Annotated in this window: 24 protein-coding genes and 1 pseudogene; 2 read left to right on the top strand and 23 right to left on the bottom strand. The window is 38.4% G+C overall.

Annotated features, from left to right (window positions below; genetic code table 11):
• Window positions 1-127 precede the first annotated feature (127 nt).
• From F4694_RS15950 to F4694_RS15920, 7 genes are all read right to left on the bottom strand, one after another.
• The gene (locus tag F4694_RS15950) at window positions 128-733 is read right to left on the bottom strand and encodes a hypothetical protein (protein WP_179599655.1); all 606 of its coding nucleotides are present in this window, start codon (window positions 731-733) and stop codon (window positions 128-130) included.
• A 202-nt stretch (window positions 734-935) separates the two neighbouring features.
• Window positions 936-1,388, bottom strand: a complete 453-nt coding sequence (locus F4694_RS15945; protein WP_179599653.1) for a PNPOx family protein — start codon at window positions 1,386-1,388, stop codon at window positions 936-938.
• 17 nt (window positions 1,389-1,405) lie between these two features.
• A complete protein-coding gene (locus F4694_RS15940; protein WP_179599651.1) occupies window positions 1,406-2,581 on the bottom strand; it encodes an acyl-CoA dehydrogenase family protein in 1,176 nt (391 codons plus the stop codon).
• A 20-nt stretch (window positions 2,582-2,601) separates the two neighbouring features.
• On the bottom strand, window positions 2,602-3,555 hold the full coding sequence (locus F4694_RS15935; protein ID WP_179599649.1) for a VOC family protein: 954 nt from the start codon (window positions 3,553-3,555) through the stop codon (window positions 2,602-2,604).
• Entirely contained in the window at window positions 3,552-4,490 is a 939-nt protein-coding gene (locus F4694_RS15930; protein ID WP_179599647.1) for a fumarylacetoacetate hydrolase family protein, read from the bottom strand. Before F4694_RS15930 ends, F4694_RS15935 begins: the two co-directional genes overlap by 4 nt.
• A gap of 398 nt (window positions 4,491-4,888) precedes the next feature.
• Window positions 4,889-5,836: an alpha/beta hydrolase gene (locus tag F4694_RS15925; RefSeq protein WP_179599645.1), complete on the bottom strand. Its 948-nt coding sequence runs from the start codon at window positions 5,834-5,836 to the stop codon at window positions 4,889-4,891.
• Window positions 5,836-6,888, bottom strand: a complete 1,053-nt coding sequence (locus F4694_RS15920) for a quercetin 2,3-dioxygenase (RefSeq protein WP_179599643.1) — start codon at window positions 6,886-6,888, stop codon at window positions 5,836-5,838. Before F4694_RS15920 ends, F4694_RS15925 begins: the two co-directional genes overlap by 1 nt.
• A gap of 208 nt (window positions 6,889-7,096) precedes the next feature.
• Here F4694_RS15920 and F4694_RS15915 point away from each other — a divergent pair, with 208 nt between their 5' ends.
• Together F4694_RS15915 and F4694_RS15910 are read left to right on the top strand one after the other, a co-directional pair.
• On the top strand, window positions 7,097-8,002 hold the full coding sequence (locus F4694_RS15915) for a LysR family transcriptional regulator (protein WP_179599641.1): 906 nt from the start codon (window positions 7,097-7,099) through the stop codon (window positions 8,000-8,002).
• A 79-nt stretch (window positions 8,003-8,081) separates the two neighbouring features.
• A complete protein-coding gene (locus tag F4694_RS15910; protein ID WP_179599639.1) occupies window positions 8,082-8,525 on the top strand; it encodes a cell wall hydrolase in 444 nt (147 codons plus the stop codon).
• Between the two features lie 88 nt (window positions 8,526-8,613).
• On the opposite strand, the gene F4694_RS15905 is transcribed toward F4694_RS15910, so the two are convergent.
• The 16 genes and pseudogenes from F4694_RS15905 to F4694_RS15830 form a co-directional block, all read right to left on the bottom strand.
• The gene (locus tag F4694_RS15905) at window positions 8,614-8,877 is read right to left on the bottom strand and encodes a hypothetical protein (RefSeq protein ID WP_179599637.1); all 264 of its coding nucleotides are present in this window, start codon (window positions 8,875-8,877) and stop codon (window positions 8,614-8,616) included.
• Window positions 8,878-8,965: 88 nt separating this feature from the next.
• The gene (locus F4694_RS15900; protein ID WP_308806352.1) at window positions 8,966-9,622 is read right to left on the bottom strand and encodes a ThuA domain-containing protein; all 657 of its coding nucleotides are present in this window, start codon (window positions 9,620-9,622) and stop codon (window positions 8,966-8,968) included.
• Window positions 9,623-9,637: 15 nt separating this feature from the next.
• Window positions 9,638-10,333, bottom strand: coding sequence for an SDR family oxidoreductase (locus F4694_RS15895; protein WP_179599633.1), 696 nt, complete (start codon window positions 10,331-10,333; stop codon window positions 9,638-9,640).
• A 66-nt stretch (window positions 10,334-10,399) separates the two neighbouring features.
• Complete coding sequence (locus F4694_RS15890) at window positions 10,400-10,858, bottom strand: VOC family protein (protein WP_179599631.1); 459 nt, start codon at window positions 10,856-10,858, stop codon at window positions 10,400-10,402.
• A gap of 97 nt (window positions 10,859-10,955) precedes the next feature.
• Window positions 10,956-13,022, bottom strand: coding sequence for an alpha-glucuronidase family glycosyl hydrolase (locus F4694_RS15885; RefSeq protein ID WP_179599763.1), 2,067 nt, complete (start codon window positions 13,020-13,022; stop codon window positions 10,956-10,958).
• A 63-nt stretch (window positions 13,023-13,085) separates the two neighbouring features.
• Window positions 13,086-14,156: a mannonate dehydratase gene (gene uxuA / locus F4694_RS15880; RefSeq protein WP_179599629.1), complete on the bottom strand. Its 1,071-nt coding sequence runs from the start codon at window positions 14,154-14,156 to the stop codon at window positions 13,086-13,088.
• Between the two features lie 40 nt (window positions 14,157-14,196).
• Entirely contained in the window at window positions 14,197-14,991 is a 795-nt protein-coding gene (locus F4694_RS15875; RefSeq protein ID WP_179599627.1) for a Nif3-like dinuclear metal center hexameric protein, read from the bottom strand.
• A gap of 90 nt (window positions 14,992-15,081) precedes the next feature.
• Window positions 15,082-15,198, bottom strand: a pseudogene (locus F4694_RS15870) (Gfo/Idh/MocA family protein); the annotation flags it as partial.
• Window positions 15,199-15,208: 10 nt separating this feature from the next.
• Window positions 15,209-16,054, bottom strand: a complete 846-nt coding sequence (locus F4694_RS15865; RefSeq protein WP_179599625.1) for an SDR family oxidoreductase — start codon at window positions 16,052-16,054, stop codon at window positions 15,209-15,211.
• A 45-nt stretch (window positions 16,055-16,099) separates the two neighbouring features.
• The gene (locus tag F4694_RS15860; protein ID WP_179599623.1) at window positions 16,100-17,089 is read right to left on the bottom strand and encodes an endo-1,4-beta-xylanase; all 990 of its coding nucleotides are present in this window, start codon (window positions 17,087-17,089) and stop codon (window positions 16,100-16,102) included.
• A gap of 69 nt (window positions 17,090-17,158) precedes the next feature.
• Window positions 17,159-18,088 carry a carbohydrate ABC transporter permease gene (locus F4694_RS15855; protein WP_179599621.1) on the bottom strand — a complete coding sequence of 310 codons (930 nt, stop codon included), beginning with the start codon at window positions 18,086-18,088 and terminating at the stop codon, window positions 17,159-17,161.
• Between the two features lie 11 nt (window positions 18,089-18,099).
• A complete protein-coding gene (locus F4694_RS15850) occupies window positions 18,100-19,080 on the bottom strand; it encodes an ABC transporter permease (RefSeq protein WP_257029257.1) in 981 nt (326 codons plus the stop codon).
• 171 nt (window positions 19,081-19,251) lie between these two features.
• Window positions 19,252-20,910, bottom strand: a complete 1,659-nt coding sequence (locus F4694_RS15845; RefSeq protein ID WP_179599619.1) for an ABC transporter substrate-binding protein — start codon at window positions 20,908-20,910, stop codon at window positions 19,252-19,254.
• Window positions 20,911-20,991: 81 nt separating this feature from the next.
• Window positions 20,992-22,737, bottom strand: a complete 1,746-nt coding sequence (locus F4694_RS15840) for a sensor histidine kinase (protein ID WP_257029256.1) — start codon at window positions 22,735-22,737, stop codon at window positions 20,992-20,994.
• Window positions 22,738-22,778: 41 nt separating this feature from the next.
• Complete coding sequence (locus F4694_RS15835) at window positions 22,779-24,380, bottom strand: response regulator (protein WP_179599615.1); 1,602 nt, start codon at window positions 24,378-24,380, stop codon at window positions 22,779-22,781.
• Window positions 24,381-24,568: 188 nt separating this feature from the next.
• Window positions 24,569-25,723, bottom strand: a complete 1,155-nt coding sequence (locus tag F4694_RS15830) for a glycosyl hydrolase family 8 (protein ID WP_257029255.1) — start codon at window positions 25,721-25,723, stop codon at window positions 24,569-24,571.
• Window positions 25,724-25,888 lie beyond the last annotated feature (165 nt).

The following is a 25,888-nucleotide window of genomic DNA, read 5'->3' as shown; positions in this document are numbered from 1 at the left end:
AACGCTTACTTATATCTCTATATTACTAGAAAAATATGATATTCCTATATCGTGATTCGACTAATTTATTGTCCTTATTTGCAAATAAACAGGAGATCCTTCAGGTTGAAAGGATCTCATTCTCTGTTTACTTAGAAATGAATGTAAAAAATTCATTGATTTTCTTCAAATTTTTCGTAGTACTTGGTACACATAACATCTCGTTTTCATCCAATGCCAATGGTGCCAAAAGTTGAATATCAGAGGTGCTAATCCCATAAACTTTTTCATCAGATGGTAACAATTTATTGGCTCCCTTGAATTCATTCAATGCTAGCAACGCATTCTGCGATGAAATTTCCTCAAATAGTTCTTTTTCGACAATCATTACATCAATTGCTCCAAGCGAAATCTCTGCTGACATTTTTTGTATTCCGGCTCGTGAAGCCTCGTCCATACTAGTCTTATTATAAGTTAAATGTTGAACAGAAACTTCTTCATCACCTTTGTCTTGCACAAGCTTGTTGGTTAATTGTTCTTGTAATTGAACCACACCTTCTGGATTTACACCTTGTCCAATAATCGTCATATTTAGGACAACCTCTTTTTTCTCACCGATACTGCTGATCAATGAGAGTAATAGAATGATTGCAACAATTGTCCCAATGATATGAAACTTATAATAGTCCCAGATATAAGCTATTCTTTCTTTTGGACTCATGGGTGCAAGGATTGCTTTGATGTTTTGCTTCAACAGTTGTAACTCCCTTCCATGACTTTATTAAATCCTATCTATTTATGGTTAATTTGATTTTAGTATAAAAAAATTTATATTACTACTAACAATAAAGTGAATGGTCAATTTTTTCAGAAATTGCGTCACTTCCTTTACAAATCCTAGTCTTCTTAAACGTAAAAAAACGCCTGAATGCAGTTCAGGCGCATAATTAACTTCGTTAATCGTTCTGTCTAAAAAGCTCGTAAACTTCTGTATCAAGTTTTTTAGCTAGTTCTGCATTATAGGTTTTTTCATATGCCGGTTCTACGGTAACTTTCCCTCCATAAAAAATCACATTCTCTACAGCTTCAACCTCAATGGTTACTACACAAAGTTTCATTGTCCGTTCAAATATCTGTGAGACAGTAGCAGTACCACGTACTTCATAGCAGCTACCCGCGCCAATCATTCCTAAGAGAACATTTGGATTGCTGCGAATGTTCTCGATGCTAGAGGCTTTATGGCCCAAGGCTATTTTTATCTTTGTACCGTTGGGTTCTGCATACACCCACGATACCACACTTAATTGAGGTAACTTAGTTTCAGCGTCTAAAGTAACCAATGAAACCATTTTTTCTCCTTGCAAAGAAGCAACGAGTTCTGTGGTCAAAGAATCTAAAGCTTTAGTCATTGTTGTTTCTCCCTCTCTTAATAAACGACTTTTACTGGAATACCAAGCTCCAGCTTGCCGAAGATCTCACCTACCCAATCAAAATTAAAGGCTGTATGCTGTGCCCCAGCATGGATATCGCGCCAAAACTGTTGAAGAGGATGGCTCTCAGCGGAGGCTGCCGCGCCGCTCGAAGTGTAGATGGTTTCCATTATATTAGCACACATTTCGGCACAATAGGCATAATTACAACGGAGGCGTACCCGTTCCGTATAATCTAGCACGGTGCCAGATTCCACAAGTTCTAAAGATTTATGAAGAAGAGCATCTACAGCTTCAATTTTTGCCGCCACCTTCGCGAGCCGGATTTGTTGATGAGTTAAATTGGCTACCTGCTCTCCACCTCTTGTTTTATTTTTACCAATCACACTATCACGCCAGATCGTATAGGCACCTTTTGTCGCTCCTAAAATAACGGACAATAAAGTAACAGGCATCACTGCAGATATTTGGATACGATAAAGCGGTGCTGTATTGAGGTCCATCCCTGGAGATTGACCGGTAAGATTCCATGGTTCTAACTCCATAATTCTGTATTCTGGTACAAATACGTCCGTTAACTCTAATAGATTACTGCCTGTCCCTTTCATCCCAATCACACGCCAGATATCGATCACATTTAAATCGCTTTTGGGAACCAGAAAATATAATGCCTTTTTTCCATCTTCTGTCTGCGCTTCTGCACTAATCATTACCCAGTCACAGTGGTTGATACCGGAGGAAAAACCCCATTTACCTGTTAAACGATACCCTCCATCCACACGTTTAATTTGTGAATCAGGACTTGGATTGATTGATGTGGCGAGACATGCATCCGGATTTTCTTTCCATACATCTTCCTGTGCCTTATTTGGGAAGAATGCCAGCATCCAACTGTGCAACAATAACAGTGAATAGCACCAGCCTGCAGAGGCATCACCCTTCGCAACTTCAATGGCTGTATCCGCTAAAGTTTTCCAATTGAGTTCATGGCCGCCCCACCGGTTCGGTACCATGGTACGTACTAAGCCTGATTCAATGAATTCTTGTATGTTCTCTAGCGGTTGATGGCGAAGTAATTCACCCTCTCGTGACCGCGAACGTATTGAAGGAACCAATTTTTTTGCACGTTCCAATGCTTCTTCATAGGATAACCTGTTTAACGTTTGATTCATGTTCCCATCCCCCTGTTTATCTATTTGCGAATATCGGGTGTTCCATAAGTATGAAATGTTGATGGCAGCGGAGTTCCCCATGCTAACCCTTTTTTACGTTCTTCAGGCGTCCAAGTTACGGTTTCCCAATCTGGCGAGAAGATGAGAAAACCGCCCGCGCATACCTCAATTCGATTGCCTCCTGGCTCATATACATAGACAAACATCGTTTGACCGGCAACATGTTTATTCGGTGGAGCTTCAATGAATATTCCGTTATCTAAAAACACGTCTGCTGCTCGAAGAACCATTTCAGGATTTTCTACTTTGAATGCCGCATGGTGAAAACGTCCTTTATTGCCAGATTTATCATGTGAGATGGCGAGGTCATAAGATTTATTCGTAACATGAAGCCAAGCTGTTGTTTGTTTCCCATCATCTGTTATCGCCTGTTCACTCAGTTTGAAACCTAGTTGATTGCGGAAGAATAGGCTATCAGCGTCTACATCAGAGCTAAACAAATTGATATGATCCAGCTGTGTAACCGATGCACCTTTAGCCGCGTATTTCGCAGGCATATTTTTCAATCCAGGCTTTAAGTGATCCGGTGTAATATATTTTTCTGCTTCATAATAGATTTCTAGATTATGTCCATCTGCATCTGTGAATTGATAGGAGCGACCGTGCCCGTAATCCCCATCTCTCCATCCCAATCCGAATCCATTTTTTTCAATATCTAGAGCACGTTGTTCGAGTGCAAAAGGAGAAAAGGTTCTCATCGCTACATGTCCTAAACCAGCTTGCTTCGCTTCCGTTAGCTTCAAGCTATATAACGGTTGGTCCCCCCAGCCTCGGAGGAAAACAGATTGTCCCTCACTATGAACTACTTCCATCCCTAATAATTCTTTGAAAAAGGTTAGACTTTCGTTTGGCTTTGGTGTAAGCAATTCGATATGAGCCAAGTGGGCAATATCCCTTATTGGTTCGTGATTCATGATTGGCTCACCTCTTTAATGACCGTTTCAATGGCTCCAATTCCAGAGATTTCAACTTTAACGACATCCCCATCTCGAAGAAATTTATTCTGAGCTTCTCCTACCCCGCCTGGTGTACCCGTACAAATAACATCACCTGGCTCAAGCGTAAAGATCCCGGATAAGAATTTAATTAGGTGATTGACATTGAACAACAACTGTTCAGTATTTGAGTTCTGTCTCACTTCACCATTAACGGTTAAAGAAATATCAAGGGAGTGTGGATTAGGGATTTCATCCTTTGTTACTAACACTGGGCCTAAAGGAAGACTCTTATCCAATGTCTTACCTTGCAGCCATTGAATGGTTCTTTTTTGCATATCGCGTGCTGTTATATCATTGGCAACCGTGTACCCATAGACATAGTCCAGTGCTTCATCATAGGCAATGTCCTTTCCGGTTTTTCCAATGACAAACGCCAACTCAGCCTCGTAATCTAGCTTTTTAGTTAAATTTGAATTGAGTGGAAAGACATCATTTGGCCCTGCAATCGCTGTTGCAAATTTGGCAAAAACAACCGGATGTTCTGGGAATTCACGATTCATTTCAATAATATGATTCTTGTAATTTAAACCAACGCAAATGATCTTGTTCGGTTTTAATACAGGCGCTCCAATTTGTACATTGTCATACTGATAAACAGCTGAAGACTCTTGTTTATTTTCTAAGGCAAAAGAGATTGCTTGCTTAGCTGTTTGAAGTGCCAGGTCACCATTAGCAATAAATTCTGTTGGATTATGCGGCAATAAAGCGTTTGCAATCTCTTCCGCTCTCTCCTGCCCTTGCTCCTTTAAAAGTTCAATATAGGCTTGCTGTGGATCAACAATCGTATTTTCATCTACTAAGACTCCTAGACGTAAAGGCTGATCATTGGTTAAATATGTTAGTAATTTCATGTGAATTCCTCCTAGCGTTTTGCTATCTATAAATTCATGATAAAGGACGGAGAAACTTTTTTGAAATACACAGATTGTATTTGACAAATCGGAATTTCAGATAATTGAAGTTTTTTTACAAAAAAATAACCCCGCTTTAGTTGCGGAGTTTTGGTTCTTTATCAGATCGAAGGTCTTTGGTTACCATTAAGCCTGTATTTTCGTTTTAGCGGGAACTAAAACGACTCTTTGGTTACCTCAAAGCCAGCTTCTTCGTTTTTGAGGTAACCAAAACGGTACTTTGGTTACCACACAGTCATTATTTTCCCATTAGAGGTAACCAAAACAACTCTTGGGTTACCACTCAGCTAACAATTCCCTTTACCGTACCGAATTAAGTCCGCGTGGGAATAAATTAGTCAGCTTCCCAAAAGATGTTTTTGAAAAAATTCTTCTACCATCTCAAATATTTTAATTTCACGATTGCGGATATACTCGGTTTCTCCATCTCCCGCCCTGCGAATGGAGGCAGAATACGGTCCGTTATCATCCAATTCATTTTTATTAAAAAATGCGTGTCCTAAACCTTCAATAAGACAGAGGGCCGCTTCATTTCCTTTAGCAATAAGAGCTTGATAAATCAGTTCACTTTGGTGAGGAGCCACTGCTGTATCACTTAACCCATGCATAATTAGAAATGCCGGCAAACCGTTTTTAATATAAGTAATAGGATTCGCTTTCTTGACCAGATACGGAACAGATAGGATTGGTGCTCCAAGTAATTGTGACTCAGGAGAATTCTTGTCTTCATGTTGTAGAGTCGGTTGCAGTAAATCTGACTCAGGATCACTAGATAAAGCGATCTCCTTATGGCTATATGCATCCATTTGCAAAAAGTCAGTAGGTCCATATCCATCTACAACAGCTTGTACGTCACTGCTAAAATCCGCACATCCTAATCCTAAATCCTCGAGAATCCCTTCACCTGTTGTACCGGCCAGTGCAGCTAAATGACCTCCAGCGGACGAGCCCCATAGCCCTATCCTGCCACTATCTAGACCAAATTCAACTGCCGAAGAGCGCAGCCAGCGAATAGCAGCCTTCACATCATGAATTTGTGCTGGAAAAAGAGCCTCTCCGCTTAAACGATACTCGATACTTGCCATTGCATATCCACGTTCAGCAAACCGTACCCGAAAATCAGGACCTAGTTTTCGATCGCCAATTCTCCAGCCGCCCCCATGCAGCCAAACAATTACCGGTAAGGGTTTATCTGCCCCAATTGGTAAATAAAGATCTAATAATAATGGTTTTCCATCAGGTGCGGCAAACTCGAGGTCACAAACAACCTTTACGTCATACACCATTAATGATTAACCTCTTCTACTGCAGCAGGAGGGGCTGGAGGTTTCCCAAGTAAAATCAAATCCAGCTCTTCAATTCGCTGAATAACCCGATTAAATCGATAGGCCGCCGGCTCACTTGGAAAAATCGGATATTCGTATGGGTCGCCAAGAATTCGGAAGAAATCTTCAAATTGCCCAGGAGTTAACACACCTAAAAACTTCGTATAATGGGCATCACAACGGAAGCGATGCGGTGTTTTCGCTGGTACATAAGCAAAATCCCCCGGGAGCAAGTGTAACTCTTCCCCATCCACCCAAAGTGTCATTTGTCCTTGTAAACACATAAATGTTTCGTTTGTATACTCATGCGCGTGCTCACCGATTGGCAGTCCCTTTGGTCCTTCCGATACAAGCGCAAGAAATTGACCATCTGCAGCCTCTTTCGTGGTTAGTAGAGAATGAACTGTATCCCCGCTAAGAAGATGGATTCCTTCCCCTGCCTCTAGCACATATGGTTGAACCAAGTCAGGTATTGTACCGCCTTTAACCAACTGAGGTAACCCGTTTGTTTGTTGTCTAGGAGCAAATTTAATATCAATATCATCAGGAAGATCGGAAAAACTTTCCGCAACTAAGGGATTCTGCGAAACAGGCGGACGTTCAAATCTATCAAATGGCACTCCGATGAGAGAGTATAATTTTGCTAGATTACCGTTCATCGTGAACGACCAAAAGCGTGTTCGATGACTCTGCAGCCAATAAGCATGAACCGTACCTGCCGGGATGTGTACATAGTCGCCTGCTGTCAACAAATGAACTTGTCCATTTAGCTCTACTTCTAGTCTGCCGTCAAGTACAACGATACCTTCATGAGCTTTTTCATGAACATGTGCCGGAAAATAATCTCCTTTACCACCTGATATCTGTACAATTTCCATCTTGTCACCGGTACTTGCAGTTGTCGCAACAATGGACGCAACTTGAGTACCAAAGAGATAACGTTCGCCCTCTCCATTTCTAATAAAATACGGTTTTTTTTCATTTGGCAGTTTGCCAACAATTTGCAGGCTCATCTAACCACACTCCTATCCCAACGACTAGTTTTAAGCGCTTTCACATTAACCATAATACGGTTCAAACATAAATGGAAATATAGGATTTCGATTTCTGTAATCCGAATTTGATATTATTAGGATTATTTTAAGAAAACTTTAAGTATTTCGTCTTTTATGTTAATCATATGTTAAAATAATTAAAAATATATGGCAAGTGAGGGACCATATGGATATTCGACAATTACGTTATTTTATTACAGTAGCGGAGTATTTAAACTTTACCAAGGCAGCTAATCAGCTTTACGTTGCTCAATCAGCTATCAGCCATCAAATTGCTGATTTGGAACAGCAATTAGGCTTAAAACTTTTTATTAGAAACAAAAGATCGGTTCAGTTAACTCCCGCAGGGTCCGTCTTTTTAAAAGAAGCAATTGAAATCGTTGAAAAAACTTCTGGGGCAATTGAAAAAGCAAAACAAACAGATGCTGGTGTCATTGGCAGCCTTTCCATTGGTTTTCTAAGTGTTCATGTCCGAAGTTTTTTACCAAACGTTATCAAGCAATTCCGTGAGATTCATCCAAAAGTGGAACTTTACCTGAACCACTTTCCTAGTAAAATGCTAAAAGAATCATTAGAAGAAGGTGAGATTGATATAGCTTTAACATTGCCAGCTGGATTAGATAGAATTGAAGAAATCGAGATCCAGTCTGTGGCTAGAGAGCCGTATTGTATCGTCATGCACAAAAATCATCCCCTTTCTGGTCATAAGAAGATTAAACTCTCAGAACTGGCAAATGAGCCCTTTATTATACATAACCGCCATGCTTCTCCCGTAGGTTCTTATGACTTTATTGTACATCTGTGTGAACAAAGCGGCTTCACACCCAGAATTGTAAGTCAACCAAGATTTGTGGATACTGTTCCAGTCCTGGTTGAATCCGAAATCGGAATCTCCATACTGCCAAAAAGTTTCGAAGGTGTATCAAGTTCTTCACTACGTTTTGTAGAAATCGATGGTGCTTTGGATAGCGATTGTGAACTCGTGATTGCTTGGAAGAAAAACAATTTGAATCCATCGATTCAGCTATTTCTAGATATTCTTGAGAAAGAGATACTGACACCAATAGGATGATGGTGCATTAAAATTCTTTGATTATAAACAATGTCATCAATACAGGCTCTTTTCCATACTATATTTTTGGGGTGAGAAAATGCCAAGAATTAATTACAGAAGTTCAGACGTAGACTTAATGGCAAGGATGATGAGGGCAGAAGCTGAGGGTGAAGGAAAACAGGGAATGTTAATGGTTGGAAATGTCATTGTTAATCGTGTTAAAGCAGAATGTTTAGACTTTAAAGATCTAAGAAACGTTAACGATGTCATTTTTCATGTCCAAGGAGGAAATTTTTCTTTTGAAGCTGTTCAAAAAGGGAATGTGTTTTATCAAAGAGCAAGATCAGCTGAAAAAAGATTAGCAAAACAGAATTTGGATTATTGGAGAGAACACCCATCAAAATTTGCCCTTTGGTATTTTAATCCATATGCTCCATGCCCGCCAACATGGTACGGTCAGCCTCATTCGGGTCAGTTTAAACAGCATTGTTATTATGAACCAAAAGCCGGAACATGTGATAGTGTTTATAAGGGAGCTTAAGCTTACTCATTTGAGTAAGCTTTTTACATCTTCCAATATACATACAAAAACGTCAACACAATGGAATTATAAAGAAGTCATTAGTCAGTTATTGATACATCAACTTAACTTTTTCTAAATCATCAATAAATTGGTTAATTTCTTCTTGAGATAATCTAATCGGCATTTGATCGTATAGCGTAATGATTTGTCCATCCTCTTGGTGTTGGTTTCTTTTAAGGTAATGGTAGATTTGGTTCAATTGGTTTTCATTAAGAATCGATACTGTTTCAAAATGTTTCACTTGTTGTATAGCAAATTCATTTAAAGAAGAATCAAATTCTCCTGCTATGATTGATCCTTGGATGAACATTCCGTTTCACTCCTTACTGTTTTATATGTTAGTTTCCCCATAATCTGGAACTAATACAGTATATAAGAGTATTAGCAGATCACTATTTTTATTTTAAAATTAGCCAGTTTAAACAGTTTCTCAAGACAATCAAAAAATTCTCGTTCAATAATCCGTCTTTATTATGAGCAGGTGTTAAACAACATACTTTTCCCTCTCCATAACAATGGAACCACCCTGCCTCAGATTGACCATCAATGGACTCAGAGACAAGCAATACATTTGTATTTTCCTTATCACAATCAACAAAATAATGTTCATCAACAATTTCAAATGAAGTGGAACTTGGAACGACAGCATTCCCTTCTGAAGCTTTGTAATGGACTATCTGTTGCTTTTCAGGGTGATACAAAAAAGACCCTTTTAACATTTTTACATAAGATCCTGCAACAGGATATGACGCTAAGCCAGAATGCCATGCAGGCCAGCTCCCGCCATTCTCAACATAATTTGTAATGAGTAATGAGAGTTCTTCTGTCATCCATGTCTCTGGGTTTTTGTCCTTAGGATTGTATCTATTTTCTTTAAAAAGAATCACCGCTTCTGGCTTAGTCCCAAGTACTTCAGGTAATTGTTCAGGATGGCAATAGTCAATTTGCACGTCTTGCTTACCAAAGTTAAAAGCAGTTTCAAGTGTTTGTTTCGCCCATTCATGCGAATGATAATAATCGCCAAGCACTGCTACTAATCTAATCAACTCATTCACCACTCTTTATCTTTGTTATAATGGCATTGGCTGCCCTTCATAGGTGATAAAAACATTTTGATTGTCAATCTCTCGTTTTCCTTCAATAATGTCAAATATTCCTTTGGCTGTATCCATTGGGTCCCCTGGTGCACGGTCGCCGCCCATATCTGTCTTTATCCATCCAGGATGTATAGAGTAAACGTTTATGTTTTTACTTCTTACATACTGATTTAATTGCTGTGTGAACATGTTCAATGCTGTTTTAGAAGAAGCATATGCATAGTCACCTCCATAAGCATTGGACATGCTTCCGGCTTCCGAAGAAATGTTGATGATCGATGAACGATCACCCATCATTAAAAGAGGAAGGAAATGTTTTACCACTCTTATAGGACCAAAGAAATTGACATCGAACGTTACTTTCACTTGGTCAAGATCCAATTCCTCGAGCTGTTTATCACGTTCTAGCAAAATCCCTGCATTATTAATGATTGCATCAATGAATCCAAAGTTTTCTTTCACGGTATTAGCAGCTGAAGTAACAGATTCTTCATCTGTTACATCTAAAGGCAGCAGTGAAATTGATTTATAAATTTCAGATTGTGTTAGACTTTCTTCGCTTTTTTGGAGATCTCTGACTCCAGCAAGAATTTGATGACCTCTTTCTGCTCCAACCTGTGATAAAGCCAATCCTAGACCTCTATTTGCACCAGTTATCAAAATCCTCATCTTTTATCCCACCTTTATTAATTAATAAGGAGAGGGGTACCTTTCTAGTACCTCCTCCAAGCCTACTTATTTATCGTTTTCCAACAATTCCATGATAATTTTTAGGTCTTTGAATGTGTCCATGTACGCGTATCTTCCACCGGTGTATTCACCTTTTTGCAATAAGGGCATTTGTTTGCTTTCCATAATGGCAATTTTTTCTTTCATTCCTTCTATGAAAAAAGCAATATGGTGAGGGCCTTCGCCGTGTTCATCCAAATGCTTCCGCCAAGTACTTGGATTTTGGTCCGGTTCGATTAATTCTAATTGAAGAGAGCCCATATCAAAGAATGCTAGTTTTGCACGAGCCTCAGTCGGATTCCCCTCAAACTCTGTTTTTGCACGTTCCAATGTATCGGTTAAACTCCATTCGGGTTTTTCGATTCCAAAGAAATCAGCATAGTTCTGGCTTGTTTTTTCAATATCATGAACAAGAATACCAATTTGCGCAATCACGTTGGTTCCTAGAGCATTATTTTTCGTCATTTGAATGAACCCTCCAATTATTTACGTTCAAGATAGGTAAAGGATGAACGATTAGTGACAAAACAACTGCTCCTCCTTATTCTATCAAACAGATTTACTAATAAATTTTTCTATTTAACTCATCCTTGATTCCTGATTTCCTATAAAAATAAGTGTTTATAATATCCCGCCATTCCTTCGAATGATTTGCTTGTTCTTGTAATTTGTTCAAGATATCATCAAATCGCTCTTGATCAATCCTATCCTTAAGCTGTAACCAAGTTTCAACTAATTCCTCAGCCTCTTCTACTCCCTCAAAGTGAGTATTATAGATATGTTGAATCACCGTTACACCAGATTTCAGCTTATGTGTGTAAGGGACATGATGGAAAAATAACAGCAATTCATCCGGGCAGGTTTCAAGGCTTTCATACATATCAGCATTTTCTTTAAAATATTGAGAGGTGTATCCAGTTCCTATTTTTACAGTCCTGTCCACTCCAATTCCTTCCCAATCCGCAAAATGGTACGTTCCCCAAACGTCATATTCATACCCATCAACATTTGGACCATAATGATGATGTGGGTTTACCATCCAGCCAACACCTAGTGGTGACGTATATTTTTCATAGATACTCCATGATTTTAATAGCATTTTGCTTACCAGCTTTTTAACCAATTGATCATCACCAAAGGTTTGACCAATCCATTCATCCGTGATTTTTTCAGCTGAAAGATCTGGATTCCATGTCAAGCGTCCAAAGCCGTACAGATTAGCTTGGGCCAGGGTATGCCCGGTCCAATTATAATCACCTCCAATATTAGAAACAGCAGTAATTCCGCTGTATCTGTTTTGAAACAGGGAGCCATCCACGACCTTTTTGACCTCTGAGCCCTTACCTTTTGCATACGTGTCGAAATCAAGGATTTCCTTCCATTGCGGAACGAGATAACAAAGATGTCTTTGTTGTCCTGTATATTCTTGAGTCACTTGGAATTCCAACATTTGATTCGTTTTTTCCATGGCACCAAATAATGGAGAGACACCTTCACGAACTTGGAAATCCATTGGACCATTCTTAATCTGTAAAATAACATTGGAATGGAACTGGCCGTCTAACGGTTTGAAATGGTCGTATGCTGCTCTTGCCCGATCTGTGGAACGGTCACGCCAATCTTGAAGGCAGTTGTAAACGAAACATCTCCAAAGCACGATTCCATTAAAAGGCTGAAGTGCTTCAGCAAGCATGTTGGCTCCATCTGCATGATTTCGGCCATATGTAAATGGTCCAGGGCGGTGTTCTGAATCAGCTTTTACTAAGAACCCACCGAAGTCTGGAATATAGCTGTAAATCTCTTCTGTCTTCTCTTTCCACCATTGTCGAACCTCAGGGTCCAGTGGATCAGCTGTAGATAAATTTCCAATTGGGATCGTACTAGCATAGTTAACACTTAAGAATGTGGTGATTCCATAAGCTCTAAAAATGCCAGCAACTTCTAATACTTTAGGCAGCATGGTGGCCGTGATTAAATTCGTCTCAACCTGGTGAACATTTACGTTATTAATAGCAATTCCATTAATTCCAACTGAAGCAAGAAGTCTTGCATAATCTTCGATTCTATTAAGATCTTGAGTAAATTGGTTATCCTTATAGAAAATTGAGTTTCCTGCATAACCTCGTTCAATACTGCCATCCATATTATCCCACTGGTTAAGCATACGTAATTGATTTTTAGGATTTTCAATGATATCTAGCTGTTGAAAATCCCCCCTATTTTGCATGTGGCGTAAAAAGTGAAAGGTACCATATAAGACACCTTTATCCTTTTTTCCTACTATAAAAATAGTTTTTCTTTGACCAGATGTAACCGTCTTAATAACATAGCCATCATCATTTAGTTGATTAAAATCCACATCTATTAAATCACCAATAGGATCCTTAACAGCTAACACCAGACCAGATTGCTGTGGTTCCGAGCAAGAATCTGGCAAAATCCCTAGCATAGAGGAAATTCCCTGGATGAGTTCCTTCTTAGCGGATTCCATGACGACAGAATCTCCTAAAACAGTAAGGCAGCGGCACCATTGAGCATATTTATCTGCTATTGCTTGGTCATCAATCTTTGTATACTGTAGCCAAGCGGCATAACTTTCTTTATGTTTTTCCTTGTATAAATCCGTAATATATCTTGAGATATTTTCAAATGCGCTTTTCAATATTCGTCCTCCTCAATGGATGATTGACTCCTAAGTTAAAGGCAACTGCCTACCTAATGAATCCCAAATACCCAAAAGATACATAATCCCAAGGGCCCTGTCATATAAGCCGTATCCCGGCCGGCATTTTTCGTCCCAAATATGTCTTCCGTGATCCGGTCTTATATAGCCATTAAATCCATTTTCATGATAAGCTTTCATAATCCCGACAATATCAACGGTCCCATCCTGCCCCCGATGAGAAGTCTCAATAAAATCACCATATTCATAGACTTTTATATTTCGAACATGGGCAAATGGAATGCGACCGGCAAATTCTTTGACCATGTTAACTAGATTGTTACTTGGATTTGAACCTAATGAACCACTGCAAAGCGTTACTCCATGATAAGGACTATCAACAAGCTTTAACACTCGTTTAATATTCGCTTGATTGGTAATAATACGAGGTAATCCAAAAATAGGCCACGGCGGATCATCAGGATGAATGGCCATTTTAATGTCATTCTCTTTACATACTGGAATTATCGCCTCCAGGAAATAGCGCAAATGTTGAAATAAATCTTCTTCTGTTACACCCTTATAAGCGTCAAACAGTTTAGTAAGATTTTCTAACCGCTCAGGTTCCCAGCCAGGCATGGTATAGTCGGGATTATTCGCAATCTTATTAACTAACTCTATTGGATCAATACTATCGACCTTAGATTTTTCATAAAACAAAGCAGTGGAACCATCTTCAAGCTCTTTATATAAATCAGTCCGGATCCAGTCAAATACAGGCATAAAGTTATAACAGATTACCTTTACACCTGCTTTAGACAGTTTTTCAATGGTTCTTTTATAGTTTTCTATATATCGATCTCGTGAGGGAAGACCCAGTTTAATGTCTTCATGCACATTTACACTTTCAACCACATCAATAGTAAAACCATATTGTTCAGCTTGCTGCTTTACTTCAAGGATTTTCTCCATCGGCCATTCTTCTCCAGCCTGCATATCGTGAAGGGCCCAAACAATCGTTTCCACACCGGGAATTTGTTTAATTTGTTTTAAACTTACTGAATCATTTCCTTCCCCATACCATCGAAATCCCATTTTCAACCTTTATCACCGCCTATCAATTTGATTAAAGTACTACCATTTATATAACTTGTAAGACTTGCTCGACCGGAATAAAATAAGTTGGAATACTTGGAAACATGGTTTGCAGACATTGTGCTAAATAATTCAATCCAGGTTGTTCACTTTCCGCATGCCCAAGAACAATCAGGTTTCTTTTCTTTCCTTGATCATTGGCATCTCTCACATATTCCGGAGTTTCCCATTCTGGACCTTCTCCATATATAATCAGATCCAAACTTTCCTGTTCAAAAAGAGGGATGCATAAACTTCCTCCGCCTCTATAACCAGCTAAGAGCCCGATGTGCTTACATTTCATCGCCAAATCTCCTGTGAATCGTAAAGACGGGATTCCTAATCTTCGTTTTATGTGCTCTGATATCTCTGCTAATGTCATGGGAGGAATACTTACAATGGATGCAGCCGGATGATTTTCTACAATATGAGATTGCCAGCCTAATGCCTCAATTAATCCAGTCATTATCCCATCCGGCTTATAGCGGTGCCAATAATCATGGAAACGATAGATTGCAAGACCTGACTCCGTAATTAACCTGCGTTTTTCATTATATACAGGGTCCTTTTCCAAGTCTTCGGTGTGGTCATGATGGCTGAAGTATATACCTTCATGAGTAATCAACAAGTTTGCACCCAAGGCGATAGTTTGTTCAATTACCTTGTGTGTAGCCATAAAGGCTGTGGCAATCCCTATTACTTCAGCTGCCGGGTCACCTGCCTTAAGGGTATCCACAGTATTTTGAATGTGCTCTACCGGTTCCGTTAATTTATCAATTACATCTTGCACAGTAATTGGCATTGTTCACACCCTTTCACGGGATAGGCGTAACTAATACGCCTATTATTTAGCAGATACTACTGGCTGATCTGCTGTTTCTATCCATATCGCCTTTTCATCCTTTTCCTGGAAGCCATTCGGCTTAGATTTGGAAGCGGTAACCTTCCATGGAACTGAACCACGGGCTTTCTTCCCTTGGAAAATCAATTGCTGTTCTTCCCCGTGATTTTTTATGTTCTTATACTCCCGAGTAAGCCATGAATCCGCCATCCACAGGGGCACTGATACCGGTGACAAACCCACTGGCTTCCTTATCTGCAAGCCATAATAAGGTACCAAGTAAATCCTCTGGCTTTCCTAACCGTCTCATTGGCGTTCCTGCAAGAATTTTGTTGGTTCTATCTGTATTGGATCCATCTGGATTTGTTAAAAGAGCACGGTTTTGTTCAGTCAAGAAAAAGCCTGGTGCAATGGCATTAACCCGAAGTCCAGCTTCAGCAAAATGAACAGAAAGCCATTTCGTAAAGTTCTCAATTGCTGATTTCGCTGCACTATATGCAGGTACTTTCGTCATCGGGCTCGGAGCACTCATCGAAGAAATATTAATAATGGTCCCTTGGTTTTCAATCAGTTTTTTTGCAAAAATTTGGGTAGGAATCAGGGTACCAATGAAATTTAAATTGAAGACGTATCCAAAACCTTCGGGCGTCATATCGAAAAAAGTTGTTATATCATCCCGATACAAATCATTTTTTTCAAAGATTTCTTTTGTAGTAATTCCTTTAGGATGATTGCCGCCCGCACCATTGATAAGGACATCACAAACACCAAATTCGGCAGTAACAATTTCCTCTGCTCGTTTCACACTTTCAACACTTAGCACATCACATTCAATGGCGATTGCCTCACCACCGGCACCCTTGATGTCCTCAACAACCTTTACTGCCTTCTCATAGGTGCGATTTAAAATAGCTACTTTCATTCCCTGTCTTGCCAATTCTCTAGCCATACAGCCGCATAGAACTCCGCCGCCGCCTGTTACGACGGCAATTTTCCCCTGAAGATTTGGGTTCAAAGGTAACATTTGGTTATTCTCCCTTTCCTGCCTTACTTCCCTACTAATCTATGTCTAATAGTGAGCAACCTTCCAAAAAGATTCTTTCGGCTGGTGATTTTCGTCAAAAAGAAACGGCCAATTTTTTCTGCCTCTAACAGGAAAATCACTTAACCATGTATAATCATCGGCTGCGCCCCAAAAGGTTACAGAAGTAATATGATTTTGATATTGTCGAAGCAATTGAAATACTTGGTGGTATCTTTCAGCCTGCAGCTCTAACATTTCATGAGTTGGTTCCGTAAGGTCAGTCCGCTTATCTTCAAAGTTGAAGACAGAGACATCCAATTCTGTCAGGTGCAGCTTCAAACCAAGAGATACGTATCGTTCAATTGCAGTACGAATATCTTCGAGACCTGGATTGACCAGATTCCAATGTGCTTGGAGACCAACACCATGAATCGGAACACCCTTATCAACCAATGATTTCACAAGTTTAAAGATTTTTTCGCGTTTTTCCGGATTGGATTCATTATAGTCATTGTAAAAAAGCAAGGCGTCTGGGTCTGCCTCATGAGCGAATTCAAATGCCTTTTCGATATAATCCTCTCCGATTATTTCTAACCATTTTGTAGAACGAAGTAATTCTGGACCCTCATCGGTTACCGCTTCGTTTACAACATCCCAACAGAAAATCGTTCCTTTGTATCTCTGCATGACCGTTGTAATATGGTCCTTCATTCGTTGCAAAAGTGTTTCTCTATCGGCATTTTGAAATACCCATTCAGGCGTCTGATTATGCCAGACTAATGTATGTCCGCGCATCTTCATTCCATGTTCCTTAGCAAAAGCTGCCAATTGATCCGCTTTTTCAAATGTGAACTTTCCCTCAGCAGGCTGAATTTCGATAAACTTCATATCATTTTCGGCTGTAATACTATTAAAATGTTTTCTCAATAAATCCTTTTGTGACTTAATTGTAGTTAAATTAACCGCCGCACCAATATTAAAATATTCTTCATACACTCTTGATAAAGAAGGAACTTCTACTGTCGTTTCCACCATTTTTTATCTCTCCTTAAACCTATTATTTTATTAAAAAAATCAGATGAGAGAGCTCATCTGATTCTTTTTTCAACCTTTTACTCCGCCTAAAGTTAACCCTTTAACAAAATATTTTTGCAAGAATGGGTAAACCATGATGATTGGCAGACTTGCTACGATGGTCATCGTAGCCCTGATAGATGTTGGTGAAACCATGTTGGCACTTGCATTGGCATTGGAAAACGCGTCTGCAGCGGTTTTACCCGACATCGATGCGTTTGAATTCTGCAGAATCTTCATTAATTCATATTGAAGGGTAGATAAGTTCGCGCTTGATGAATTGTATAAGAAAACATCAAACCAAGAATTCCATTGGTAAACCGCGACAAACAATGATACAGTCGCTAATACCGGCAGTGACAATGGCAGGACAATCTTGATGAAAATCGTAAAATCCCCTGCACCATCAATTTTTGCAGATTCAAATAAACTTTCTGGGATTCCTTCAATAAAAGAACGAATGACGATTAAATTAAATACTCCAATGATTCCTGGAACAATATAAACCCAAAAACTATCTAGTAAATTTAATTCCTTCACTAGTAGATAGTTCGGAATCAATCCACCGTTAAAATACATCGTTAATACAAATGCAATCGTCACAAATTTCTTTAGAACGAAATCCTTACGGCTGATGGTATAAGCCACCATTGCCGTACCTAGTACAGATGTTAGTGTACCGATTATGGTTCTTAAAACTGAAATAAAGAACGAATTTACGATACTCGCTTCACCAAAAACGTGTTTATAATTTGCCCAAGTAAATTCTCGCGGCCATAGGTAAATTCCCCCTCGTAACGAATCACTAGCTTCATTAAAAGAAACAGCCAGCTGGTTAAGAAATGGATATAACATGACAACGCAAAGCAAAACTAAAAAAGTATAATTGAAAATATCAAATAGATAATCGCCTACACCGGAGTGATGTCGAGTAGCTTTGAAAAATCGTCTCTGTGCCATATAGTTCCCCCCTAGAAAAGCCTTGGCTGACCAAATCGTTTGGCAATATGGTTTGCGGTAAATAAGAAGATGAAACTCACTACGGTTTTAAAGATCCCGGCAGCCGTTGCCAGTGAGAAGTTCCCCATTGACATACCGTATTTTAGTACATAAATATCAAGGTTTTCTGAGTAAGCTAGGTTCATAGGATTTCCTAATAAATACTGTGCCTCAAAGCCTGATTCTAAAATATAACCTAAGTTCATGATGAGCAAAATGATAATCGTTGGCTGTAAAGATGGGAGTGTAATATGTTTAATCCGTTGGAATCTAGATGCTCCATCAATATCAGCAGCCTCATATTGTTCTGGATCAATCATGGTAATTGCTGCTAAGTAAATGATCGTATTCCAGCCCACATTCTTCCATACCTCTGTTAAACCGTTGATAACCCAGAACCATTTTTCCTTACCAAGCCATAGAATGGGTTCATCAATAATCCCCAAGTTTACCAATACGATATTAACGATTCCGTTTTCGAGCGAAAGGCTGTAAGAGACAATACTAGCGGCAACTACCCATGAGATAAAGTGCGGCAGATAGCTGATGGTTTGAACTGACTTCTTGAATCTTATATGCCTAATTTCATTTATAAGAAGAGCAAGACCAATAGCTGTAACGAACCCTAATACTAGGTTAATCGTGCTCATGCCGATTGTGTTCCGAAGCACGCGCCAAAAATTATCGTCGGTGAATAAAAACTTAAAATGTTCTAACCCTATCCATTCCTGGTCCAATAAGCTTCTCGCTGGTTTAAAGTCCTGAAAGGCAATCGACCAACCCCACAATGGAATATACTTAAAAATAACTAACCAAACCAAGAATGGCAGACTCATGGCCAATAATGCTTTTTGTGACATCATCCTCTGAAAGAAGGATTTTTTAGTTTTTGTAGAGATGGAAACTGAAGGATTTATTACCTCTTTTACTGCTGCTTTGGAACCAATCTGCATTCTTACCCCTCCTCCTTCTGAAAAATCTATATCCTAAAATCATAAGCTGCCCCCTTATTTACTCCCGAAAGAAGGGAGCGGCTTATGATTTTAAGATAGTTAAGCTTTAAAGCAAGAGGCCGATATAGCCAATGGGGCGATATCGGCCTGCTTTTTCAAGATTCTACTAAACTATTTCTTTGGAGCTGCTTTAATTCGATCTTCTACTACCTTATCCATTAAGTCTTCTAAAGCTTTTACGTCTAAAGTATTAAATTCTTTAATATATTCATCCCAAACTTTATCAAAGTCGCCCGGCTTAGCTAGTACTAATTTAGGGAAGTAAACTTTCGTTAAGTCAGTTTTTCTTTGACCAAAGATTTGAGCATCAGAGCCTTGTTCAATAACAGCACTCCATGTTGGATACCAAGGACGATCGTCTGGATCGGCAAATAAATCAGAGAATACCTTCGCGCCATATGCTTCTAGAATCGCCTTATCACCATCAGTGTAAGCTACTTGAGCAACTTCAGGCTGTTTTCCAGGAACCCATGCGTTTCCGTCACTATAAAGCATGTCGCCCATTGGCCAGTAATATTCGAAAGTATTTAAACCAGACTTATCACGATAATCTTCATCACTTGTTTTTGCATACTGTTCTTGTGTTTGGAAGAATTTCCCTTTATCATCTACACTATAAGTCTCATCTTTAATACCCCAGAACATTAACTTTTGGTTTTCTTCTTTAGCCATGTTATCGAAGTACTTAATAATGCGTACTGGATCTTTAGCACTTACAGTAATACCAACACCACGGTTATTAATGAATGCCGGTGGATCGATATATTGGTCCTTTTGTCCATCAAATGTAATTGGAAGCGGCATATAACGTAAATCGTCATTTCCAGCTGCTTTTAGGTTATCTAAAGATTGTTGAACCTGCCAGCCGTAATCAAAGAATCCTAATACTCGGCCAGATGCTAGTTTTGCAAGATATTCATCGTAGTTAGCAACGAATGATTCTTTATCAAATAAGCCTTTGTTGTTTAGTTCATTTAGTTTTTTCATATAACGTTTCGTAATATCGTTATCAGCGTATACATCCGTTTTATGTGTCTTCATATCTACAATTACTTCACCATCATTTGGGTATCCTGCTAGATGGTTAGGAACGTTAGATAGAGCGAAGAAGCGCCAGTCATAAGTTAAAGCAGTAAAACCAATGGTTGAAGCTCCATTCACTTCTGGATGTTTCTTTTGATAATCTTCAATTAATGCAAAATATTCATCTAATGTTTTGATTTTTGGATAACCAGCTTCTTTTAAAATGCCACGTTGAATCCAAAATGCACCTTGAGTGATATTCGGGTCTTTAATATAGCCATGCTTAGCTGCGAATGGTAGGAAGTTAATCTTTCCATCCTTATCTTTCATTTGATCCCAATGCGGTCCGTATAATTTTTTAAGATTAGGGCCATGCTCTTCAATCAATTCTGTAAGGTCAATAAATGCACCTGCGTCTAGTACCTTATCAATTGCGATATCTGGAACAAGCACATCTGGATACTTTCCACTTGCAATCATTGTTCCAATTTTAGTGTTAATGTCACCAACTAGGTACTCTGTCTTGAAGTTAACACCTGTTTGATCTTCAAAAATTTTCCCGATAGTCGTTTCATTCGTGTTTCCGTCTTTCCCTGGGGAAGCTGCATTAAAATAAGTAAATGTTACTTTTTCTTTCGAATCACCAGATCCGCCTGCATTACCGCTAGTTTTCTTATCCTTTTCACAGCCCGCAACTGCGATTAACAGGATAAGCATTAAGAGTACAGAGAGAAACTTTTTTGCCATTTTTGAACCCCCTTTTTATTTGTGAAAGCACTTTCATTGTATAATCTAAAGGACTCCAGCACCATTTAAAAAGTATAGGTGTTACTTAATAAAGTAAAGATTTTTATCCGAATTACTAGAGATTGTGCTGTCTATTTGGGATGGCAATTGTATCGTAATCGTTGTACCATAATCTAGATGACTATCAATATTAAAATAAAATTGATCAGGATAGTATAATTTCAATCGATAATACACATTTTTAATGCCCACATTCTCTCTTATATCTTCCTCATTTTCTAATGATGCTAATAATTGCTTTCTCTTTTCTTCTGTAATTCCGGCCCCATTATCCTTAATCACACAGGTTACTGTATCAGCATATAACGAGATGGATACGGAGATTTCTCCATTTTCCTTTAATGGCTCAATACCATGAATGCTGGCGTTTTCTATAAAAGGCAAAATTGACATATTCGGAATCTTACAATCTTCTGCAGTTTCATCAATATAAATCTGATAATTTAATTTATCTCCGAATCTATATTTTTGAATTTCCAAAAAACTAGTAATTAAATTAACTTCATCCCTAACGGATACAAAGTCCTTGCCCCACGTAAGAGAATTACGAAATATTTTTGCCATGTTATGGATAATTTTCGCGGTTTCTCTTTCATCCTTCATCAAACTTCTCATACGGATCGTTTCTAAAGCATTAAACAAAAAATGTGGATTGATCTGGCTTTGCAGGGCACTTAACTGCGCACGGTTTCTTTTTATTTCCAAATCCTTATTTTGAATATTGACTAATAAAACGTCATTAATTAAATCATTGATTTTTTTGGTCATTCGATTGAATTCACTTGTTAATTGTCCAATTTCATCTTGATATTCCTGATCATGGATTAACTCAAAGTCCTGGTTCTTCATCCTCTTTACATGGCGAATAATCCTTTGTAATCGGGTCAAAAACGAACTAGAGATAATGACAATAATAATGGTTGGAGCTAAAAAGTTGATCATAGCCAGTAACACGATAAAGAGTTTAGATTTATTAACCGTATTAAGCATCGTTTCTTCCGATATGGTTCCAACCACTGACCAGTCATTTAAGTAAGATCCATTATTCAGATTTGCACGAATCGTAACGAGACTATGTTCTTTTTCTACTTGATTGAAATTGATTGGCTTATCGAGCTGTTGTTTTAGAGATTGATTATTTGTGTATTCAATCTCTCCTTTTTCATTAAGTAAGTATACATCCCCTTTAAACGTTACATTGTTGAAGATATCTCTGATCGTCTCAGGATTAATTTCAACCTTTACGAACTTTTGTTTATCATTATAAAAATAATCCAAATTACGGATGATACTAAAGGTTTCAAAATTCTCATCAGATGGTGTATCAATGAGAATTTGCGAGCCGTTACTATTGGTTAAGGCATCCTTAAAGTTTGTTAATTCTTGTTGAAGGCTGTCAATGGAATAAACCCCGCCTGAATAGATGACAGACGGGTTATCCGTATAAAAGCGAATAGAGTTAATAGATGGGTTTATAGGACTAGACTGATTATAGTTCCTTAAAAAGCTATTATGTCTTTCGATATAGTCTATAGATGAGACATAGTCCTTTTCCAAAAATAGATTTAAATTTAAGTTCGTATATAAAGAGGAGGAAATTCCTACTGCTTGGTCGATAATGGTACTAAAATCTCTATTAATCTGTTGCAATGCCAATGTGGAATCTTGCATTTGCTGTTTTTTAACATTTTCAATGGTAACGATATAAAAGATTACATTTGTAAGTACAATGGGAATAAATACAGCAAAAAAGTACATAATTAACATTTTGTTCTTTAATAGAATATTGTGAAAACTTCTGCTTTTCCTCATTTTCCTATCACTTTTCTTTCGTTGATTAATTTATTCCGATACTCAGAAGGCGTGATATTTTCTAACTTGCCAAAGATAGTGACAAAATAATCTGTATTATTAAACCCCACACTTTCAGCAATTTCATATATTCTTTTTTCCGATTGACGCAGCATTTTTTTCGCTTCATTAATTCTTACTTGCAGTAAATAATCCTTGAAGTAGATTCCATAGGTTTTCTTAAACAATTGTCCTAAATATACTGGATTCATAAAAAACTTGCTGGCTATGGTTTTTAAGCTAATGTTTTCATGATAATGAAGGTCAATGTATTGTTTTATTTTGTGCGCTTCTCCATTAGCAGACTGTTTCCGTAATTTAGCTATTTCCTCTTTGCACTCGATAATAAAATGAATGATTAATTCCTTTAGCTGAGGTAAAGTCAAGTTGTAATTATGTAAGATATAAATCATTCGATAGGATTGTAAACTTGAAGGTTCTCCTCCCATTTTCCTTATAATTTTTAAAACAGAATGTACAAAACTATTAAGAACAGCTAGAAAAGCCGTGTGAGATAGCTTCATTGATACTAGAGTTTGAAACAAGGTCTCTAGTGAATGAATGACTTGAGGTGTTGTTTCTTCTTCAATATGTTCAATTAAGGATTGATAAATGGTCTCGTCAGGTTCAGCAAAAGAGATCGGTTTATCGACAATGTCTTCAAAGATAATGATTCCTTTTTCATTGTTTGCATATTTATGCTGTTTTGCCCTTTCAACACCATCAGCTGATTGTTTCAAAAACGTAAGACTAGGAACAGCTTCACCAACATAAAAGGTAAAATCCTCAGATATTCTATTCGTAAGTTCCTTCTTTACCCACGTCATAAATTTTTTTATGCTCATTTGAAACCTTGCTAAGTGATTAGAGGTAATGAGGACACCTACAGCGCCTTGTGCTGCTTTCTGGATCCATATTCTTTCATGGGTGCTGCATACATCCCGAATCACAGCTCTTAATGTCCTTTTAATCTGTTGTACTCTTTCCTCATTGTTTAAAGCAGATTCCCCAAGTAATCCATTAACTTCAATTAATAGGTAAAAGAACTCGTTAGGGTTCCCTACCGAAAGGAGATTTAAAAGGCCTGCTGAATGTTCATTGTCCGCAGCATTCCCTAAAAGCAGATGGTTAAAAAGAATATTTGCTTGTTCTTCGAGCCTTTGTTCATCACGCTTTTTTTGTTCGTTAATGGTTTTGGAAAGTGATCTTAGTGTTTGTTCAATTTCATCCTGATCAATAGGTTTTAGAACAAAATCATGGACACCGTATCTTAATGCTTGTTGTGCATATTTAAAATCACTATGTCCGCTGATGATAATAAATTTTGTTTGAACTCTTTCTATTTCGATTGCTTGTTTAATAAGTCCAATTCCATCTAGTACAGGCATACGGATATCAGTAATGATAAGATCTGGGTTTACTTCATGCATCATCTTTAAGGCGTCTTCGCCGTTTGCGGCCTCGCCTGCTACTTGAAATCCGCAGTCTTCCCAATTGATTAGATTTCTTAATCCTTTGCGGAAATACATTTCATCATCTACTAATACTACTTTGTTCATTTCCGTCCCACTCCTGTTCCCAATGGTTAGTAATGATTAATAAAACGTTTTCAAATACAGCTGTGTTGTTAATCTCCGTTCCAGGAATTTCTTTCTACTCTAATCAACAACGTACATAGATAATAAATGCTTTGATTTAAATATAAGGCCCACAAATCATAACCTTGCGGGCCTTATATTTATTAAACTTAATTATTCGGCATCCAGATTTTGTAGTTGCCGCTTAGGGCTAGAATACTGAAGAAGTATAGGCAATTGTCGTAGTATCTTCTGACTCCTGTTCTTACTGGGGTATTCCAGAGTAGTTCCACCCACTTTTTTCCTTCTACATCATCTGCCGCCAATGAAGCCATGGCGTTGGTTGCAAGCAAACCAACGGGATGAAGTGATTTCTCTTCAAATGGTTCACCTGCAATTGTATATCTGCGATAGTCAGCAGGGTCTTTGTCGGCAAAGAAGGCTTGGATCTTGTTGGCTTCTTCCCGCTCCCATTCATCTCCTTTAAACCATTCATAATCAAGACCAATGTTTGCCGCAACCCGATATGAGTCGCTAAAGAAATGACCATAGCCATTTTCATTGTTTGGCGTTCCATCATAATATGCATATTCAGGTGCCAAACCTGTGTCTGGATGACAAGTAATTTTTAAATATTCTCTGCTTGCAGCCGCTGCTTCCTTCCAAAACGGCCGATCCTCTTCGTATGCCCATAGTGAAAAAAGTTCATAGAAGTGTGGTAAATGATAAGATGGATCAGAAAACTCACAATTAGGTATAAATTTAATTAGTTTATTTTCCGGACTCCACATTGGATAACCGTCACCATTTTCTCCTTTATGTATACAAGTTCGCAACAAGTCTTTCGCCTGAACGCTATAATTAAACGGTGCTGCACCATCACCCCATCGATGAGAAGCAAAGAATAACGCCATTGCAAAAAACTCTTCTCCATCAGGTGCAGGACCATAGGCCCGTTTAGAACCGTCTGGGTTACAAGACCAAGCAAAGTAGCCAGCATTTTCTCCCGTTGTCATATACATGTACTTCATGGTCCACTTCCACAAACGGTCAAAGACATCTTTATTGTCCAATTGCACTGCCATCATCATCCCATAGGACATGCCTTCAGTCCGCACATCCAGGTTTCCAGTATCAAGCATGTACCCTAAATCATCGCCAACGGGATAGTAAATTCTAGTATCCTCATTTCCATTAAATAACTCGTTCCAATTGCGCTGAATTCTAGTTGAAATTTCTTCATCTGTTTTTCCAATTTCTTTAAATAGATTGCGATATTGCCCTGTATAAAAAGATCCCTCCTGCATTTCCAATAATCTTGACATATTTTCCCCTCCAATTAATTAGAATGAATAATCTATCATTTTATTAAAGTCTTATGCGCCTAAACTTGATGTTAAATAGTTGAAATGTGCTGGGAGTCATGAACTGCCAGCACATTTTAACTTGTAAATATGTACAATGTGATAACGCTTACAGATACTTCTAAT

Origin of the sequence: Neobacillus driksii (assembly GCF_013409995.1) — a bacterium.
Taxonomy (GTDB): Bacteria; Bacillota; Bacilli; order Bacillales; family Cytobacillaceae; genus Neobacillus; species Neobacillus driksii.
This window is presented reverse-complemented; position numbering and strand designations above follow the sequence as displayed.